The organism is Halarchaeum nitratireducens, assembly GCF_017874695.1.
Lineage (GTDB): Archaea > Halobacteriota > Halobacteria > Halobacteriales > Halobacteriaceae > Halarchaeum > Halarchaeum nitratireducens.
Genome location: NZ_JAGIKY010000005.1, coordinates 114488 through 132213, shown reverse-complemented (window position 1 = coordinate 132213; position 17726 = coordinate 114488). Strand labels below are relative to the sequence as shown.

Sequence of the window (17726 nt, the reverse complement as noted above, 5' to 3'; positions counted from 1 at the left end):
ATATGAGTGACAACACCGACACGAATACAACAGAAGCACCGACGCGACGAGATTATGTGAAGTACGGTGGGGCGGTCATCGGCGGGGGGCTGCTCGCTGGCTGTTCCGGCGGTGACCCCAGCTCAACGACCTCAGGGGCAACGACGGCGGACGAGACAGAATCCACGACGACATCCGAAACGAGTTCGCAGAGCGGGCAGTCTTACTCGGTGGCGATGGCGCCGATGGGCGAGGTCAGCTTCGACTCTGTTCCAGAGGCCGTGTACACCGGGCTGCCGAACACGGCCGACATGGCGATCGCGGCCGGGAAAGCGGACGCCATCAACTCAATCTACTTCCCCGAGTACCACGGCACGTTACTGAACCACTTCTACGAGCGGCTGGACGGCGTCTCGCTCGACTGGAAGAACCTCAAAGACTCGTGGGGGCTCGGGAAGGAGGGATTCTACGAGCTCGACAGCGACGTTCACTTGACCGACCCGGCCTACGCCACGACGTTGGACTCTCTCGATCAGGCGGACATCGAAGAGATCCGCGAACAGATCGCGCCGTGGTTCGGGAACTACTACAGCAACACGCATTCGACGCCACCGACGCAGTGGGCAGACGGGTACCAGTACTACTCGTTGTGGGAGATCTTCGAGAAGGTGGCCGAAGTTTTTCAGGCGAAAGAGCACTATCAGGCCCTCTACGAGGAACGCCAGCAGCTGCTTTCGACGGTGGAAGAAAAACGCCCGCCGAAGGACGAGCAACCGACCGTCGCGCTCACCTTCCCAGTCGAAGACCACGTCGGCGTCTTCCATCTGAACGCGCCCGGGTTCCTCGCCGCAAACACCCGTCCGCTCGGTGCGGTCGATGCATTCGCCGACATGGACTTCGAGCGGAACGCCCAGGTCGATATGGAGGCGATGGCAGAAGCGGACCCGGACGTCGTCCTCGCGCTGTTCCGACTCTCCTCAAGCTACAGTATCGCGGAGACGAAAAAGCGGTTCCGGGACGACCCGGTCGGGCAGACGATTTCGGCCGCGAAGAACGACCGCATCTACGCACAGGGCGTCAGATACCAGGGACCAATAGTGAACCTCTTCCAGACGGAGATGACTGCCAAGCAGCTCTACCCCGAACAACTCGGCGAGTGGCCCGGGTACGTCGACGGTGAAGACTACCCCGAGATTCCCGAGAGTGAGCAGCTATTCGACCGCGAGCGGGTCGCGGACATCGTTAACGGAGAGATCTGACCGTGGGTGACGACGACGAGAAGACGACTGAAACGCCGATGCGGCGTGCTTCGAGCGAGCGCCAGCGAGCGGGACGTCGTCGAGGAAGTGGGCGAATCGAACGGACTCGACGGGAGTACGTGAAATACGGCGGCGCGGTCGTAGGTGGGGGACTGTTCGCGGGATGTTCCAGCCAACCGACGGGTGAATCGACGCAGACAGCGGAGACGAGTCAGGCGACCGAGCAGGGGAGCGAGACGACCTCGACGACGGAGTCTGATTACACGGTCGACCTATCGCCCGTCGGCACGGTCTCGCTGGAGGAACCCCCGACGAACGTGTTCACCCACTTCCCGTGGTTCCCGGACATGGCCAGTGCGCTCGGTCGGGGTGAGACCATCAACTACCTCTGGTGGGACGGGACCGTCGCGGGTCTCGAGTACTTCACCGCCGGATTCGACGACTTCGAGATCGAGTGGGCGGACAAGGCGGGGGAGTACGGCTTCGCGAAGGAGCAGCTGTACGAACTCGACAGCGATCTCCACCTCGTCGACCCCGCGTGGGTAACGACGGAGGACAATTGGAACCGAAGCGACATCGACGAAGTGTCGAACAACGTCGGGCCGTGGCTCGGCAACTACTACAGCAACTACCACGCCACGCCGCCGGAGGAGTGGGCCGACGGGTACGAGTACTACTCGCTGTGGGAGTTGTTCGATCGCGTCGCGACGCTGTACGGGGAGCGAGAACGGTACGAAGCGCTCGCGTCCGTCCACGACGACCTGCTCGGGACCATCGAAGACCGGCTGCCGCCGGAGTCGGAACGGCCGACCGTCGCGTACCTTTCCCTCAGGGAGGACCTGGCCGACATCTACCGGCTCCGACTGAACGCGCCCGGCTACTGGAACGCCCACACCCGGCCGCTCGGCGCGATCGACGTGTTCGGCGGTGCGGAGTTGGAGGGTCCGTTCAAGCGACTCGACACGGAGGCGCTGCTGGACGCCGACCCGGACGCGATTCTCACACTCTGGACGGTCACGGAAGAGGTCGATTTCGAACAGATGGAGCAGAATCTGCGAGACGACCCCGTGGGAAGCGAGTTGGCCGCCGTGCAGAACGACCGGGTGTACGTGCAGGGGACGCGCTGGCAGGGGCCGTTAATGAATCTCTTCCAGCTTGAGATGACCGCCAAACAGCTCTACCCCGAGCAGTTCGGAGCGTGGCCTGACTACGAGAACGGCGACTCCTATCCGGCGTTCGGTCCCGACGAGCAGTTGTTCGATCACGAGCGGGTCGCGGACATCATCAACGGTGACATCTGACGATGACCGACGACGACGCGAACACGACAGCAGCACCGACGCGGCGCGACTACCTGAAGTACGGCGGGGCGGTCGTCGGCGGCGGCCTGCTCGCCGGATGTGCAGGCCAGTCCGAGTCCGGGGAGACACCGACCGAGAGGGATGAGAACGAGACAGACACGTCGACGCAGGCGGACGAGAGCTACTCGGTGACGATGGCACCGGCGGGAACAGTCAAGATCGAAGAGCCGCCGACGAGCGTAATGGTGTACAACCTCCTGTACGCCGACATGGCCGTCGCATACGGCTACGGGGACGCGGTGAACTCCCTCGGATTCAGCACGGATGTCGGGGGCGCGCTCGATGCGTTCTACGCGCACCTCGATGGTGTCTCCTTCGATTACGAGAGCCTCACGCAGCTCAACACTGGATCGGGGAATCTCACCGTCGATATGGAGCTGTTTTACGAACTCGACTCCGACCTCCACCTCGTCGATCCCGCGCTCATCGCCTCGTTTGACGGCTGGACCGTCGACGACGTCGAGGAGATCACGGAGAACATCGCACCGTTCTTCGGGAACAACTACAGCCGCCGGAACACCGAACCACCCAAACCCTACCGAGATGACTACGAGTACTACACACTCTGGGAAATCTCGGAGAAGGTAGCGAAGGTCTTCCGGGCACAGCAGCGATACCAAGCGCTCGCGTCAATACACGACGATCTGCTCGCAACGATCCGGTCAAACCTTCCCCCGGAGGGTGAGCGGCCGACCGTCGGGTCGGTGATCTACATGGGTGAGACGTTCTACCCCGCGAAAATCAACACGCCTGGATTCGCGAACGCGCACACTCGGCCGTTGGGCGCGACGGACGCGTTCGCCGGAGGTGACATCAGCTACGAGTCGTCCTACGATTTCGAGACGATGGTCGAAATCGACCCGGACGTCATTCTGCATCGCTACGGATACTCCTACTACGACGTCGAGTCCCTCCGCAAGGAACTGTCGAACCACGCGGTCGGCCAACAGCTCTCGGCCATTCGGAACGGCTGCGTCTACGCTGGCGGGAACCCACTTCAGGGGCCAGTCATGAACCTCTTCCAGCTAGAGATGACCGCGAAACAACTCTATCCCGATATCTTCGGCGACTGGCCGACCTACACGGGTGGATCGTATCCCGAGATCGCCGAGAGCGAGCAGTTATTTGACCGACAGCGGGTTGCGAACGTCATCAACGGAGGCATTTAAACATGAGTAACAACGACGAGACGGGTACGACGGAGGCACCGACACGTAGGGAGTACGTGACGTACGGCGGGGCGGTAGTCGGTGGCGGACTCCTCGCGGGCTGTTTCGGGCGTCAAAATGACGCACCGTCGAACGGAGAATTGACGCGGGGGCAAACAGAGACGCCCGACGGTGAATCGTACTCGGTAACGATGTCGCCGGTGGGCGAGGTCTCTTTCGAAAGCGTTCCGGAGAGCGCCATGGTGTACAGTCAACTGTACGCGGACGCCGCGGTCGCGCTCGGCCACGGCGACGCCGTCAACTCCCTCGGCTTCTCGTGGTACGGCGACATCCTCGACTTCTACCTCGACTCCCTCGACGTCGTCTCGCCCGACTGGGAGTCGCTCCCGCAGATCTACAACGACGGCCTCGACAAGGAGATCCTCTACGAACTCGACTCGGACGTCCATTTCATGGATCCGACGTGGGCTCAGAGTTCGTCGTTCGGGTGGAGTCAGGCGGACGTGGACGAGATCGTCGAAAACGTCGGTCCGTGGTTCGGAAATTACTACAGCAGGCTCAACGGCTCCCCGCCGGACGCCTACGCGGGGTCGTACGAGTACTACGAGCTCTGGGAGATCGTCGAGAAGGTCGCGCAGGTGCTTCGAGAGGGGGCGCGCTACGACGCGCTCGCGGCGGTCCACGCCGATTTGATGAGTGAGATCGCCTCGAAGCTACCGGGGGAGCGACCGAGCGTCGCGCTCACCATGCACAACGAGGAGGAGTTCCGCGTGTACTTCCTCAACGATCCCGGGTACGCGCGTTCGTTCACCCGACCGTTCGGGGCCACGGACGTGTTCGCCGAGGCGGGTGGCCTCGAGGAGAACTCCGGTTGGCTCGATTTCGAAGGGATGCTGGATCTCGACCCTGATGTGATCCTCCAGTTCTGGGGAATCACCCCTGACACCAACATGGCAAAGATGCAGGCAGCACTGGAGTCCCACCCCGTTGGTCGAGAGTTGACCGCCGTTCGAAACGACCGCGTCTACGCCTCTGGAGTCGGCGGGCAGGGGCTGATCATGAACCTCTTTCAGCTGGAGATGACGGCGAAACAGCTCTTTCCCGACGCGTTCGGCGAGTGGCCGGGCTACGTGGACGGTGAGCCGTACCCGGACATTCCCGAGGGGGAGCAGTTGTTCGACCGCCAGCGCGTGGCGGACATCATCAACGGAGACATCTAACAATGAACGACGACACCACTCGATACGAGGCACCAACGCGGCGTGACTACCTGACGTACGGCGGCGCGGTCGCGGGTGGCGGCTTGCTCGCCGGGTGTAGCGGGCAGTCGGATTCGGAGTCTACGCCAACGACGGACACACCGACTGATTCAACGAACACGACCACCACCGGGGACGAGTCGTATTCGGTAACGATGTCACCGGCGGGGACCGTCGAATTCGAGAAGCCGCCGGAGAGCGTCTTCACCGATCTGACCCATCACGCTGGGATGGCACTCGCAGTTGGCCGAGCCGATGCTGTCAACGCGACCTGGGGCGGTGAAACAGCCACTCAAATTTGGAACAGTTACCTCGAACGCATCGACGGCGTCTCGATCGAGTGGAGCGACCTTCCGAATTCGTTTAATCCCGATAAGGAACTCCTCTACGAACTCGGCAGCGATCTTCATCTCGCAGATCCGGCATACATGACGTGGATGGATTCGCTGGATCGCGCCGATATCACTGAGATTCGAGAGAACGTCGCACCGTGGTTCGGCAACACCTTCAGCAACACACACGGTTCCCCGCCCGAAGAGTGGGCCGACGTATACGAGTACTACACCCTGTGGGAGATCTTCGAGCGAGTCGCCAAGGTCTTTCAGTCCGTGGATCGCTACAGGGCACTCGCGGATATCCACGCCTCCGTGCTCGCGTCGATCGAGCGAAACCGTCCGCCCGAAGACGACCGACCGACAGCAGTGACACTCAAAGTGGTCGACGAGTCACTGTGGGTATACCCTCTCAACGCGCCGGGCTTCACCTACGCACACACGCGGCCGCTTGGAGCAACAGACGTGTTCCCAGACTTATCGAGAAGCCGCCAGATCGATTACGAGACGCTGATCGAACACGATCCCGACGTCATCCTCGTCGCCGAGACGATGGGACAATCCGGGATCGAGAACGTCCGGACGATGTTCGAGGAGGACCCCGTCGGCCAGCGGCTCAGCGCGGTCACCAACGACCGCGTATGCGCCGGCGGCATCCGGAATCAAGGACCGGTTATCAACCTCTTCCAGTTGGAGATGACCGCGAAACAACTGTATCCCGATGCCTTCGGTGAATGGCCGACGTACACGGAGGGGCCGTACCCCGAGATTCCCGAGAGTGAACAGCTATTCGATCGCGACGAGGTAGCGAACATCATTAACGGAGATCTCTGAACATGAGTGACAACAACGATACGAGGACGACAGACGTACCGACGCGGCGTGACTACCTGACGTACGGCGGCGCAATCATTGGCGGCGGCCTGCTCGCTGGCTGTACCGGCAGCGCCGGCGAGTCGACGACGACCCCAGCGCCTGATTCGACGACCACGACGACGCAGGAGGACGAACCATACTCGGTGACGCTGGCGCCGGCAGGTACCGTCGAGTTCGACCAGCCGCCGGAGAGCGTGTTCACGATCCTCGTCCATCACACCGATATGGTCGTCGCGCTCGGTCACGGCGACGCGCTCAACGCGATGTACAGTCCCGCCAACTTCGAGGGCAACTACGACAAGGTCCTCGAACGCCTCGACGGGGTGTCTGTCGATTGGGCGGACCTCTACAACTCGTGGAATCCGGACAAAGAGATCGTCTACGAGCTCGACAGCGACGTTCACCTGGCCGATCCGGCGTACGTCTCGACGATGGACGCGTGGGATACCGCGGACGTCGAGGAAGTCCGAACGGCGGTCGCGCCGTGGTTCGGAAACGCGCTGAGTCGGAACCACAGCGAACCGCCGGCGGACTGGGCGGACCAGTACCAGTACTACACGCTCTGGGAGATATTCGAGCAGGTCGCGGAGGTGTTTCAGGAGCGGGCGCGGTACGACGCGCTCTCGGAAGTCAAAGCCGACCTCGATGCGACGATCGCAGCGAACGTTCCGTCGAACGACGAGCGTCCGCGAACAGCCCGTGTGATGATGTCTCCGGACCTGGACTCGATCTGGGTCTTCCACATGGACGGTCCCGGGTTCATCCGTTCGCACACGCGTCCGTTCGGCGTCGACGACGTGCTCGCGGACATCCCGGAGAGCGATACGATCGGCTTGGAGGCGCTCGTCGAGGCCGACCCGGAGGTCATCCTCGTCGAGAACGCGTTCGCTCGGGCGGACGATTGGCGGGCGCAGAAGCAGAACCTCCGCGACGACCCGGTCGCCAGCGAGATTTCCGCGGTGAAGAACAACCGCGTCTATCCCCTTAGCGCCCGGTACGGCGGCCCGATTATGAACTTCTTCCAGCTGGAGATGGTCGCCAAGGAGCTCTACCCCGACCGGTTCGGCGCGTGGCCCGACTATACTGGCGGTCCGTACCCCGAGTTCCCGGCGGACGAGCAGCTCTTCGATCGACGACGCGTCGCGGACATCATCAACGGGGAGTTCGAAGCATGACCTCACGTGATACGACGACGGAGGAGGTGTCGACGCGCAGAGACGTCCTCAAGGGCGGCGGCGCGATCGTCGGTGGGGGACTGCTCGCCGGGTGTGTCGGTACAACGAGTAACGAACCGACTAGCACAGCCGCGACGAGCGACGCGAGTACCGACACCGCCACGACGGCAACCGGGTCCTACGCGGTTACGCTATCGCCGGTCGGGGACGTGGAGTTCGACAGCGTTCCATCCGATTTCCTGACGTACTACCCGTTGTCGGCGGGTACTGCCGTCGCGCTCGGCCACGGTGAGTCGATCAACGCCATCGGATACGACAAACAGCTGTTCGGCAACACGGTCTCCTACTACTACGACCGCCTCGAATCGGTCACCTTCGAGTGGGAAGACCTCGGCCGAGTCACGTCGGCTGACGACCCGGGGGTGTTGGATATGGAAGCGTTCTACGAGCTCGATAGCGACGTTCACTTCCTCGATCCCGCGCTCCTGCGGAGTTCATCGTTCGGGTGGAGCGAAGAGGACATCGACGCGATCGCGGAGGACGTCGGGCCGTGGTTCGGGAACTACTACAGCCGAACAAACGCCGATCCGCCCGACGCCTACCGCGATGGCTACGAGTACTACACGCTCTGGGAGTACATCGAAAAGATCGCCGCCGTTCTCCGGGAAGAGGAACGCTATCAGGCGTTCAAATCGATGCGCGATGACCTCGTCGCCCGGATTCAGGCGAACCTCCCGCCGGAATCCGAACGGCCGTCAGTCGCTATCGTCGCCTACAGCGGTGGCACATTCTGGCCGTACGACTTCACGCAGGACGGCTACATCTGGGCGCATGTTCGTCCGATGGGTATCGAGAACGCGTTCGAGACGATCGAAGGCGGTCTGGAGGCCGACGGATCCTACGACTTCGAGGCGCTTGTCGAGGCACAACCGGACGTGATGCTTCGATATTGGGGGACTGCCCTCGGCGAGACGTTCATCCGAGGTCGCGAAGCGGTCCTCGACAACCCACTCGCGGACGACATTCCGGCGCTTCGAGACGAGCGCTACTACCCGTCCGGGTACGGGATGCAGGGTCCGATCATGAGCCTCTTCAATCTGGAGATGACGGCCAAGCAGCTCTACCCCGATCAGTTCGGAGAGTGGCCGGGATACGGCTCCGGTGAGCTGTATCCCGAGATTTCGGAGAGTGAACAGCTGTTCGACCGACAAGCCGTCGTCGACATCGTTAGCGGGGAAATCTAAAATGAACAACGAGAACACCAACTCGAGTGCGGCAGAAGCGTCGACTCGACGAGAGTATATGAAGTACGGAAGTGCAGTCGTCGCTGGATCGCTTCTGGCCGGCTGTGTGGACCGCGGGTCGGATCCGAGGCGCACGGCGACCGAGCCCGCGACGAACGCCACATCGGACGGGGCGTACGCGGTCACCATGGAACCGACCGGCACCGTCGCGTTCGATCGCGTCTCCGAGGTGATCGCGGGGTGTGATCCCACGTACATCGACATGCTGGTCGCGCTGGGTCACGGCGATGCGGTCGAGTCCATCCGAACCCGCCGCCAGTACCTAACGACCCACTACGACGAACTCGACGGCGTGTCGATCGATTCGAGCAGCCTGACTCAGCTCGCAAGCAAGAACGGCGGTGTTTCGAAGGAGGTCTTCTACGAGATGGACGCGGACCTTCACCTCATGGACCCACACTGGCTGACGCGGATTCTCGACAGCTGGTCGAACGCAGACGTCGAGGAGATCGCGGAGGGAGTTGCGCCCTTCCTCGGGAACGTCATCTTCCGACGGACCGACCCGTGGCACGACTACCGATACTACACACTGTACGAGGCGTTCGAGAAGGTCGCGGCGGTGGTCCGGGAGCGCGAGCGGTTCGAGGCCATCCGATCGATACACGAGGAGACGGTCGCGGCTATCGAAGCGGAACTCCCGGCGGCGGACCAGCGGCCCGACGCACTGCTCCTCTATGCCCCAGACGACCCCGAGGAGTTCTACCCGTACCGTCTCTCGGGGAAAGGTGCGAACAAGGAACACTTCCACACGCTGGGCATCGCCGATGCGTTCGCTGACACCGACGTCAGCGGATTCTCGACCAGCGATAGTGGCAGTATCGACTATGAGACGCTTCTCGAAATCGATCCGGACTCGCTCCTTCTTCGGTATCGCGGCAAAGCGCGAACCCGTGAGGCGTTCGAGGAGTTGATCGTATCACACATCCGCGATCACGAGGTCGGCAGTCAGCTATCCGCGGTGGAGAACGATCAGGTCTTCCGTGGCGGGCCGATCTTCTGCGGCCCGCTCCACAATCTGTTCATGCTCGAACGGTACGCCGGCCTCTACTATCCGGACCGGTTCGCGGACGGACACATATTCGACCGCGATAGACTCGCGAACGTGATCACGGGGCGGTAATCGTCGCGCGCCGTCTCCGAGTGCACCGTTTATGTAATTTAATCCCCAAAAACGATACGCTTATTATCTTTTAGGCCTGCCTAAAGATATGGCAGAGGAGAAGAGCGGGGGAGAGGAAGCGAGTACGAGCAACGACACGGTCGACGTCGTCGTCGTCGGTGGCGGTCCGGCGGGATCCGCCGCCGCACTGTACACCGCCCAGTACGGCCTCGATACGGTCGTGTTCGACCGCGGGAAGTCGGCACTCAGCCGGTGTGCATACCTGGAGAACTACCTCGGGTTCCCGTGGGGCGTCGACATCCAGTCGTTCTACGAGTTGATACACGAACACGTCGAGGAGGCGGGCGGTACCGTCGTCTCGGATATGGTTCTCTCGATCGAGGAGTGCGAAGCGGGTGGGTTCCTCGTCGAGACGCAGGAGGGTCGCACCGTCGATTCGGACCGCGTCGTCGCGGCGACGACGTACGACCGCGACTACCTCGAGGGGCTGGACGACGAGGACGAGATGTTCGAATCACACCAGCACGGAGACGGGGACGTGCACGAACACGTGTCACTGGACTACGTCGACGAGGAGGGGCGAGCGCCGGTCGACGGGCTGTACGTTGCCGGCGCACAAGTGGGACGGGGGACGCAGGCGCTCACGGCGGCGGGGAACGGAATGGAGGTCGGAATGGCCGTCGTCGTCGACGTTCGCCGCGATCAGGGCTACTGGGAGAAGGTCGCGGCCTACCGGTCCTGGAACTGGCCCCGGTCGACCGTGGATCACGACTGGGACGACGAGGAGGCGTGGAACGAGCGGTTCCGAACCCACCGTGTGCCCGAAGACCACGACATCGACCCGGAACACCTCAGGGAGATCCAGGAGCAGGACGTCGAACGGATGAAGTCGTCGTACATGGATCGCGAGGAAGCCCAACGACGGGAGGAGCGCGCTAAACGGCGGTGGGCGGAGCGTCTGGACGACGAGCTCCTCCTCGACGTTCTCGACGACGAGCGCTTGCGTGAGTACGTACAGGAACTGGAGGAGACGAGCGTCGCTAACTGAACCACGACCCACGTCGGGCAGTCGGCTGGCTCGTGGCGCCGCGGCACTGACTCCCGCCACCAGTCCGGGGACAGAACCGTCGTACGGCGCGCCATCACCTCGACGGCGGCGCTAGTCGTGTGGTCACACACTAGGCTTATGCGCGTCGCGCTCCTCGTCGCGAGCGTGAGTGAGAGCGGCGGTTCGGAACGCACGGTTTCGGGGAAGCGAGCGAGCATTCCCACCCGTACCTGCCGCGAACTCGACATCGACGCCGCTGCCGACGTCTACCGACCGGATGCTGCGAGCGACCCCTCCCGGCCGGAATAGCCATGGAAGCGACGTACGCCCGCTTCGACGACCTCGACGACTTCGCCCAGTTCTACGAGGCGGAGATCGCGCCCGCGCTCCGCGCCGACCCGGACGTCGATATCGACCCCGACCGGGGGACGCCGACCTACGCGTGGCTGAAGGGCAACTATTCGGGGTTCGTCGAACGCCTGCGACGCGACTACGACCTCTCGCCGGGCGAGTTCTACGACGAAGTCGGACTCCCGCCGAACCCCGAGAAGAACGACGAGTGGGGAATCGACCACGAGCCCACGGTGCACGGCCTGGAGGACTACCTTGAGGAGCTTGAGCGCGACCGCGGGCGCGCCCCGACGACGGTGGGGCCGCGTCGCTCCCGACTGAAGACGTACGTCACGACCTACCGGGAAGTGAACGACACGAGTGACCTGCTCTCGCCGCTCCTCGACGAGACCGAGAAGCCGGACGAGATCGCCCGCGTCCGGGACACCTTCCGCGTCCTCGACGACGAGCTCGGGACGCTCGCCTCGAAGAAGAAGTACGTCTCCGCCGTCAAAAACTGGTACACGTTCCTCGTCGAGATGGGACGCGGCCTCTACAACCCCGCCGAGAGTCTGCTGAATCGCTTCGGCTGGGACGAAGACCCCGTCTACGACCATCCCGCCCTCTCTCGGAACGACCTTGTCGCGCTCCTCGACGTCGCGACCGACGAGGAGCGCTTCCTGCTGCTGGCGCTCGCCGGCTGGGGTCTCCGACCCATCGAAGCCTGCGAGTTGCACGTCGACCAACTCGAACTCGACCCCGGTGAGGGCGACGTCCCCTACATCGCCTTCGAGGCCGGCCAACGCAAGAACGCCCGCCGCACGCGCAATACGGTCGAGATCCTCGTCGGCGTCGACGCCATCACCGAACGCATCGACGTGCTCGCCGAAGATGGGGAGTGGACCGGCTACCTCCTCCCCGGTCAGTCGATCGAGCAGCCGATCTCCACGCAGACAGCACGGCGCTGGCTCCGTGACCTCGGCGAGCGCGCCGACGTCACGATCGACGGCGAGCGTCCCCTCCCGAAGATGGGACGGCGGACGTGGTACCGCCTCTACCGTCAACAGCGCCCGACCATCGAAGCGGGGACCGCCGCCGTCGCCGCCTCACAGGGGTCGCGGGACGCGTCGGTGTCGGAACGCAACTACCTCGACGAGCAGACGCGTCGCCAAGCCCGCGCCGACGCAATGCGAGAACTCGTCCAAGAGGAGTTGGCAGACATCTTCGAGGAGCACCTCTGAGGAGATGTAACACGAGTTGTAGGACTACGTGCAGAGACACTCGTGACGTTTGGACGACTGATTCACGATGAACTCGTGTGTCTCGGTCGCAAGCTCATAGAGGATTTCAGCTCGTTGACGGGCTGCAAGACCGTCCTGATAGTAGGTTTTCGCGCGGTGATCGCGCCACAGCTCTTGGATGTCCATCGCGCTGTATTCTGAGAGGATGCCACGCTGGGCTGCTTCGGTGTAGGCACCAGGATGCGTGCCGGGGAGGTCTCGTGGCTCGACTCCACTCTCGAGCAATCGAAACTCGATCACACGCTCTATCGCGACGAACGATGCCTCGATTACGAGCGTGTAGAATCCTTCCTCGAGAAGGAGGTCCGCACCGCGAAGAAGGCGACACGATTTCCGCAGCTGAAGGACGTCCGCTTCATTCGTCTCAAGACCAGCCTCAACGTCCTCCGGTCGTCGATCGAACGCGGCCTGCACTTCATCGACGAGTGACTCGATTCGACTACCGCTCACTCGCCATCACCTTCTTTCGGACCTCGTGGAACCGCTCCGTGCCGTACACCGTGATTCCGCCACGGAATATCTCATAGAGCTTTTCACCGGCACGTGTGGCGCTCTCGGGCGTTTCAACGAACGGTTCGAACGTATATCGGTCCCCGTCAAATGGTTGCTCCTCGAGATTAGCCGCAACTTGGGAGATACGGCGTCGAGCAGTGGTGCGGTCGCCATCAATGAGAACGAAGATGTCGATGTCACTCTTCCGGTCAGCCTCACCGCGTGCGACGCTCCCGAAGACGAGAATTCCGAGGAGATCGTCGACGGCAGGTTCATCCGCAAGTGTGGACCGAACGCGTCGAATGAACGCTCGGATCGGCTCGCGGTACTCAGACTGCGCAATCGCGAGGATTGGGTCGTCCTTCTGGAGGTGTTCGGGATCGATTTTGACGTAGTTTCGCTGTGGTGTCTCACGAACGTGTGCGATGCCAATGTTCGCTAAGAAGTCGACGGCACGCCAAACCGTGGATCGGCTGTACCCCGTCTCGTTGACGAGGTCGCGAATCGTGAATTCCGAGTCGTGTGCGTCAACGAGAATCCGGGCGATGTCGTCCGCTGCTTCCAACCGGAAGACACGCTCATCGCTATCAGGATGCAGACTGATGCAAACGTTTATTCCTTGTTTCGATTTCTCGGACACTGTCCGATCATATGCAACGAGGTATAATAAGCCTACCCGTCAGTCAATCCATCGTGTTTAGATAAGCGAGTTCCACCAGACAGCGAAGGCTTGTAACCACGTTTCTGTGGTCTCGGGATCAACGTGGCTGAAACTATTTCTGAACGATGAAGTGCGTCGCTTTATTTCTTGGAAGATATATTCGACAGCGTTCCGATTCCCATGACGAACGGTTTGAAATCGGAGTCCTGCTCGATGGAGTGCAGCCGCTAGGTGCTGGGCGTGATCGACGAAAAACACAGCGTCGGAGACGTCGTGCTTCTCACGAAGCTCCCGCAGAAACTACTGCGTCAATGCTATCGTAGCCATCGTAAACAGCCGAACATGGAGGAATTTGTTCGTTCCGGGATCGACGGCGGCGTACAGCCAGAACTGCTGTCCGTTGATTCGGATCACCGTTTCGTCGAGCGCGATGTGATCTGGACTCGCATCGCTGGCTGGCTGTAGATCGGCTTTCTGTACCCAGTCGTGAACCGCTTTCCGCGACCGTTCGACACCGAACTTCTCAAGTTCCAAGATGGTATTCGAAAGTGAGAGTCCCGACAAATGAAGTCGAATACCCAGTTCCATCAGCTCGCTCGGTGTCCGCTCTCGCTCCACAAACTCCAAGTTGATCCAGTCGCTACGACCGCTGAGGTGGGTGATTTCAGCCATTGATAGCGAGAATCAATCCCGCCTCACTTTTCAGCCTTAACTAAACACGACCAGAACCTACGATACGGCCTGATTGTTGGGTACCGGGAGGCGGTTCTGGATTCGGACGGCGAGCGGCGTACAAACGACGGCCGTCGGCCACGCAATGATAAACGCGAGCACGACGGACGTGAGCCATCGCATCACGAACCCCGGGCCGAGACCGCTGAAGACGATCACTAACACAGTGGATGCAACCATTCCTATGAAGAACGACATGATACCCGAGAATACGACCTCACCGAGCATTTCGTTACGGTTCATGCGCCGTCTCCTCCTCTATCTGGCAGCATCCGAACCATGGGTGGTAATCTCAACCGTGGTAATATAGTTCTTTCGCCGTAACACGTTGGTACGGTCAGGATCCGACGAACCTCCCCCCCCCCGATTACGCGCGCGACTGCACAGTGAGCCGCTTCGCTCCCTCAATAGTGGAGACCATTTTTAATATTACGACAATATATATGTAATTCTTCTTGTGGTTATCTCCATTATAGGAGGGGTGCTCCCTCGTGAGGGAGGTTCAAACGCTAAGCGGTGGGGTGCCCGCCCGAAAACGAGAGAGAGATCCCCGGACCGGAGCGAGCGTACCGTTGTATCTACCATCCATGAATCCGGTGAACGCTAGAAAGCTCTCTCATATGTGGATCGAGCGCCTTCTGCCACTATCCGGCGCGGCGACTGGGCACATCGAACACCGATACCCACACCGGCGAAACGTTAATATTATACCATCACACAGGCGACGCATGGCAAATGTGACGCGGTCCGCGGTAGAACTGGCGTTCGACATCCGCCACGGTCGTCGTTCACCCGTTGAGGAAACTGATAAAACGTTCGATCGAATCGGGCAACGCAACGACGAACTCAACGCGTTCGTCCACCTCCGCGAAGACGCTGCGCGCGAGGAGGCCGCCGATGCGGAACGCGCGCTTGACGATGGAGAGCCGGTCGGACCGCTCCACGGGGTCCCCGTCGCGCTCAAAGACCTCGACTCACACGTCGAAGGGATGCCGTACACACTCGGCGGGGTGGCTCCGATCGGTGAACTTCTGCCCGATGCGACATCAGTCATCGTCCAGCGACTCCAAGACGCGGGCGCGATTGTGGTGGGCTCGACGAACAGCCCCGAGTTCGGGGCGTCCGGCGACACAACGAACCCGATGTTCGGTTCGACGGGCAATCCGTTCGATTCCAGCAAGACGGCCGGAGGCTCGTCCGGCGGCAGCGCGTCAGCCGTGGGATCCCAGATGATCCCGATTGCGCTCGGTTCAGACGTCGCGGGCTCGCTTCGGATTCCCGCGAGCGCGTGCGGTGTGTACGGGTTGAAACCGACGCCGGGAACCGTCCCGAACGCCTCGCTGCCGGACCTGTTCCGCGACGTCGCTCCGTTCGTCTCGTACGGCGGCCTGACGCGGACGGTCGAGGATACCGCCCTCCTCCTGGCGACGATAGCCGGCGAACACTCCCGCGATCCGCTCAGCGTCCCCGACGGCGGGATCGACTACCTGAACGCAGTCGAACGCCCGATCGATGAGCTCTCTATCGCGTTCAGCAGCGACCTCGGTGTCTTCGAGGTCGAGTCTGCGGTTGTGGACATCGTCGAAGGTGTCGCAGACACACTCACAGCCGCTGGAGCGACCGTCGAGCCGATCGACGTCGAGTTGGGGCTCTCGCTCGAAGTACTCTTGCGCAGCTATGACACGCTCATTGAGTCCAGCATGGCGTCGAGTTTCGAGAGCCTCAAACGAGGAATGAACATCGATCTGATGGCCGACCACCGCGACGAACTCTCGCCCCATATCGTCGAATACGTCGAGCGGGGGCGCGAGTACAGCGCGGTGGAGTACCACCAGGCGAACGTGCTTCGATCTCGCGCGTACGAATCCATTGCGGACGTTCTCGATGAGTACGACCTCTTGCTCACACCAACGCTCGCCACACCGCCGTTCGAGAAGGGGGAGCGAGCCCCAGGTGCGATCGACGGCACGCCGGTGTCGACGGACAAGGAGGCCTTCCTCACGTGGCCGTTCAACCTCACTGGACATCCAGCCGCGTCCCTCCCCGCGGGACTCTCCAGTGAGGGGCTTCCGATCGGGGCACAACTCGTCGGGTCCCGGTTCGCAGAGGACACCGTGCTGGCGGCGAGCGGCGCGGTCGAACGCCGGCGTCCGTGGGCGGACAACTATCCACCCCTCTCCTGACCCGACTCAGCCGGTGTTCTCGTCCTTGTCTCTGGCGCGGATCTCCGCCTCCAAGCTCTCGACGGTGTCGGCTAGTATCTCGGGCAGCTCCTCGTAGAGTCGCTCATCACTGACCTGATATAACGGCCCGAAAGCGTTGAATCCGCCGATAGCATCGTCGTACGGCGCGACGACCATTCCGATCTCTCGAAGGCCGTCGTCCCACTCTTCGTCCGTCGTCGCGTACCCGTTCCTGCGGATCGTCGTGAGCTCATCGAGCAGCGCGTCGATGGATGTTATCGTGTTTTTCGCTTGCTTCGCCAGACCGTATCGATCCGCTATCTCTCTGACTCGCCGATCGGACATTTCAGCGAGCATCGCTTTTCCGATCGCGTTCGTGTGGAGATGCGCCTTGCTCCCAGCGTAGTCTACGACGTCGCACCTCGGATCTTCTGTTAGGTCGTAGAATAAGCTCGAATTATAGTTAGTGGAGGGGATGTATCCAACGAGCAGTCCGTTCGATTCGACGCCGTACTCGACTTGCTCCGGGATCTCTTCTCGCAGTTCCGTGATCGTGCGGTTGATGAGCTGGTAGGGTTCGACAGTCTTCTTGACGTACTCACCGAGATGGAACAGCTCGAAGCCGAGCTCGTATTGGCCGTCTCGTTTCATCAGGTAGCCGTGCTCCAGTAGCACGTTTAGGTGCTTGTAGAGCGTGCTTTCCGCCATGTCGATCTGCTCGCGGAGTTCGGACATCGTCGCACCATTCATAGCCTCCACGACGTTGATGATATCCAAAGATCTCGCTGTCGTCTGTACAATTCGATCAGTTCTGTCTGGCATGCGGTTACAATACTAGCATGGGAACATAACCGTTACCCCGCGTGGACTAGTACCCCAGTGATGTGCCACACCGGTCGCTGAGAGAGACGTATCGAATTTGAATACGTATATATGGAGTATCATCTCTATCCTCCTCAGGTGCCGAGTGGCAACTCTCAATATGGTGGAATTGATATAGTTCAGGGCATATAGATCATTCAATTTTCATCTCAAAATGTGCATCATACTTTTGTCAGAAGAGAAAATATACCATAGTGTGTATTATCACGCTATGTTTCGCTGTTCCAGTCGGGCGAAGCGGGAATTTCTGCATAAATAGTAGA

Annotated in this window: 16 protein-coding genes and 1 pseudogene; 12 read left to right on the top strand and 5 right to left on the bottom strand. The window is 61.2% G+C overall.

Going from position 1 to position 17726, the window contains the following annotated elements:
• The first annotated feature begins 2 nt into the window (after nt 1-2).
• The 11 genes from J2754_RS06925 to J2754_RS06875 all read left to right on the top strand — a co-directional run bounded on the left by J2754_RS06925 (nt 3) and on the right by J2754_RS06875 (nt 12453).
• Nucleotides 3-1238 (top strand): ABC transporter substrate-binding protein, encoded by a 1236-nt coding sequence (locus J2754_RS06925; protein ID WP_211087008.1) that lies wholly within the window; start codon nt 3-5, stop codon nt 1236-1238.
• A 2-nt stretch (nt 1239-1240) separates the two neighbouring features.
• The gene (locus tag J2754_RS06920) at nt 1241-2539 is read left to right on the top strand and encodes an ABC transporter substrate-binding protein (RefSeq protein WP_342590111.1); all 1299 of its coding nucleotides are present in this window, start codon (nt 1241-1243) and stop codon (nt 2537-2539) included.
• A 2-nt stretch (nt 2540-2541) separates the two neighbouring features.
• Nucleotides 2542-3768, top strand: a complete 1227-nt coding sequence (locus J2754_RS06915; RefSeq protein ID WP_211087007.1) for an ABC transporter substrate-binding protein — start codon at nt 2542-2544, stop codon at nt 3766-3768.
• Between the two features lie 2 nt (nt 3769-3770).
• Nucleotides 3771-4988, top strand: a complete 1218-nt coding sequence (locus tag J2754_RS06910; RefSeq protein WP_211087006.1) for an ABC transporter substrate-binding protein — start codon at nt 3771-3773, stop codon at nt 4986-4988.
• Nucleotides 4989-4990: 2 nt separating this feature from the next.
• A complete protein-coding gene (locus J2754_RS06905) occupies nt 4991-6193 on the top strand; it encodes an ABC transporter substrate-binding protein (RefSeq protein WP_211087005.1) in 1203 nt (400 codons plus the stop codon).
• 2 nt (nt 6194-6195) lie between these two features.
• A complete protein-coding gene (locus tag J2754_RS06900) occupies nt 6196-7410 on the top strand; it encodes an ABC transporter substrate-binding protein (RefSeq protein ID WP_211087004.1) in 1215 nt (404 codons plus the stop codon).
• On the top strand, nt 7407-8654 hold the full coding sequence (locus tag J2754_RS06895) for an ABC transporter substrate-binding protein (protein ID WP_211087003.1): 1248 nt from the start codon (nt 7407-7409) through the stop codon (nt 8652-8654). The genes J2754_RS06900 and J2754_RS06895 overlap by 4 nt, the downstream gene beginning before the upstream one ends.
• A 58-nt stretch (nt 8655-8712) precedes the next feature.
• A complete protein-coding gene (locus J2754_RS06890; RefSeq protein WP_245332919.1) occupies nt 8713-9834 on the top strand; it encodes an ABC transporter substrate-binding protein in 1122 nt (373 codons plus the stop codon).
• Nucleotides 9835-9922: 88 nt separating this feature from the next.
• Nucleotides 9923-10882, top strand: coding sequence for an FAD-dependent oxidoreductase (locus J2754_RS06885; protein WP_211087001.1), 960 nt, complete (start codon nt 9923-9925; stop codon nt 10880-10882).
• Nucleotides 10883-11047: 165 nt separating this feature from the next.
• Entirely contained in the window at nt 11048-11191 is a 144-nt protein-coding gene (locus tag J2754_RS06880) for a hypothetical protein (RefSeq protein WP_188879278.1), read from the top strand.
• A 2-nt stretch (nt 11192-11193) separates the two neighbouring features.
• On the top strand, nt 11194-12453 hold the full coding sequence (locus J2754_RS06875; RefSeq protein ID WP_188879277.1) for a tyrosine-type recombinase/integrase: 1260 nt from the start codon (nt 11194-11196) through the stop codon (nt 12451-12453).
• 24 nt (nt 12454-12477) lie between these two features.
• Here the strand turns inward: J2754_RS06875 and J2754_RS16700 are convergent, their stop codons facing one another.
• The 4 genes and pseudogenes from J2754_RS16700 to J2754_RS06855 form a co-directional block, all read right to left on the bottom strand.
• Complete coding sequence (locus J2754_RS16700; RefSeq protein WP_407647965.1) at nt 12478-12963, bottom strand: DUF8154 family protein; 486 nt, start codon at nt 12961-12963, stop codon at nt 12478-12480.
• Nucleotides 12953-13645 (bottom strand): nucleotidyltransferase domain-containing protein, encoded by a 693-nt coding sequence (locus J2754_RS06865; protein WP_211087000.1) that lies wholly within the window; start codon nt 13643-13645, stop codon nt 12953-12955. The genes J2754_RS16700 and J2754_RS06865 overlap by 11 nt, the downstream gene beginning before the upstream one ends.
• Nucleotides 13646-13702: 57 nt before the next feature.
• Nucleotides 13703-14338: pseudogene (locus J2754_RS06860) on the bottom strand (IS6 family transposase).
• A gap of 57 nt (nt 14339-14395) precedes the next feature.
• Nucleotides 14396-14641 carry a DUF2798 domain-containing protein gene (locus J2754_RS06855; RefSeq protein ID WP_188879273.1) on the bottom strand — a complete coding sequence of 82 codons (246 nt, stop codon included), beginning with the start codon at nt 14639-14641 and terminating at the stop codon, nt 14396-14398.
• 248 nt (nt 14642-14889) lie between these two features.
• On the opposite strand from J2754_RS06855, the gene J2754_RS06850 reads away from it, so the two are divergent.
• Nucleotides 14890-16581, top strand: a complete 1692-nt coding sequence (locus J2754_RS06850) for an amidase (protein WP_211086999.1) — start codon at nt 14890-14892, stop codon at nt 16579-16581.
• A 6-nt stretch (nt 16582-16587) separates the two neighbouring features.
• On the opposite strand, the gene J2754_RS06845 is transcribed toward J2754_RS06850, so the two are convergent.
• Nucleotides 16588-17403: an IclR family transcriptional regulator gene (locus J2754_RS06845; RefSeq protein WP_211086998.1), complete on the bottom strand. Its 816-nt coding sequence runs from the start codon at nt 17401-17403 to the stop codon at nt 16588-16590.
• Between the last annotated feature and the right edge of the window lie 323 nt (nt 17404-17726).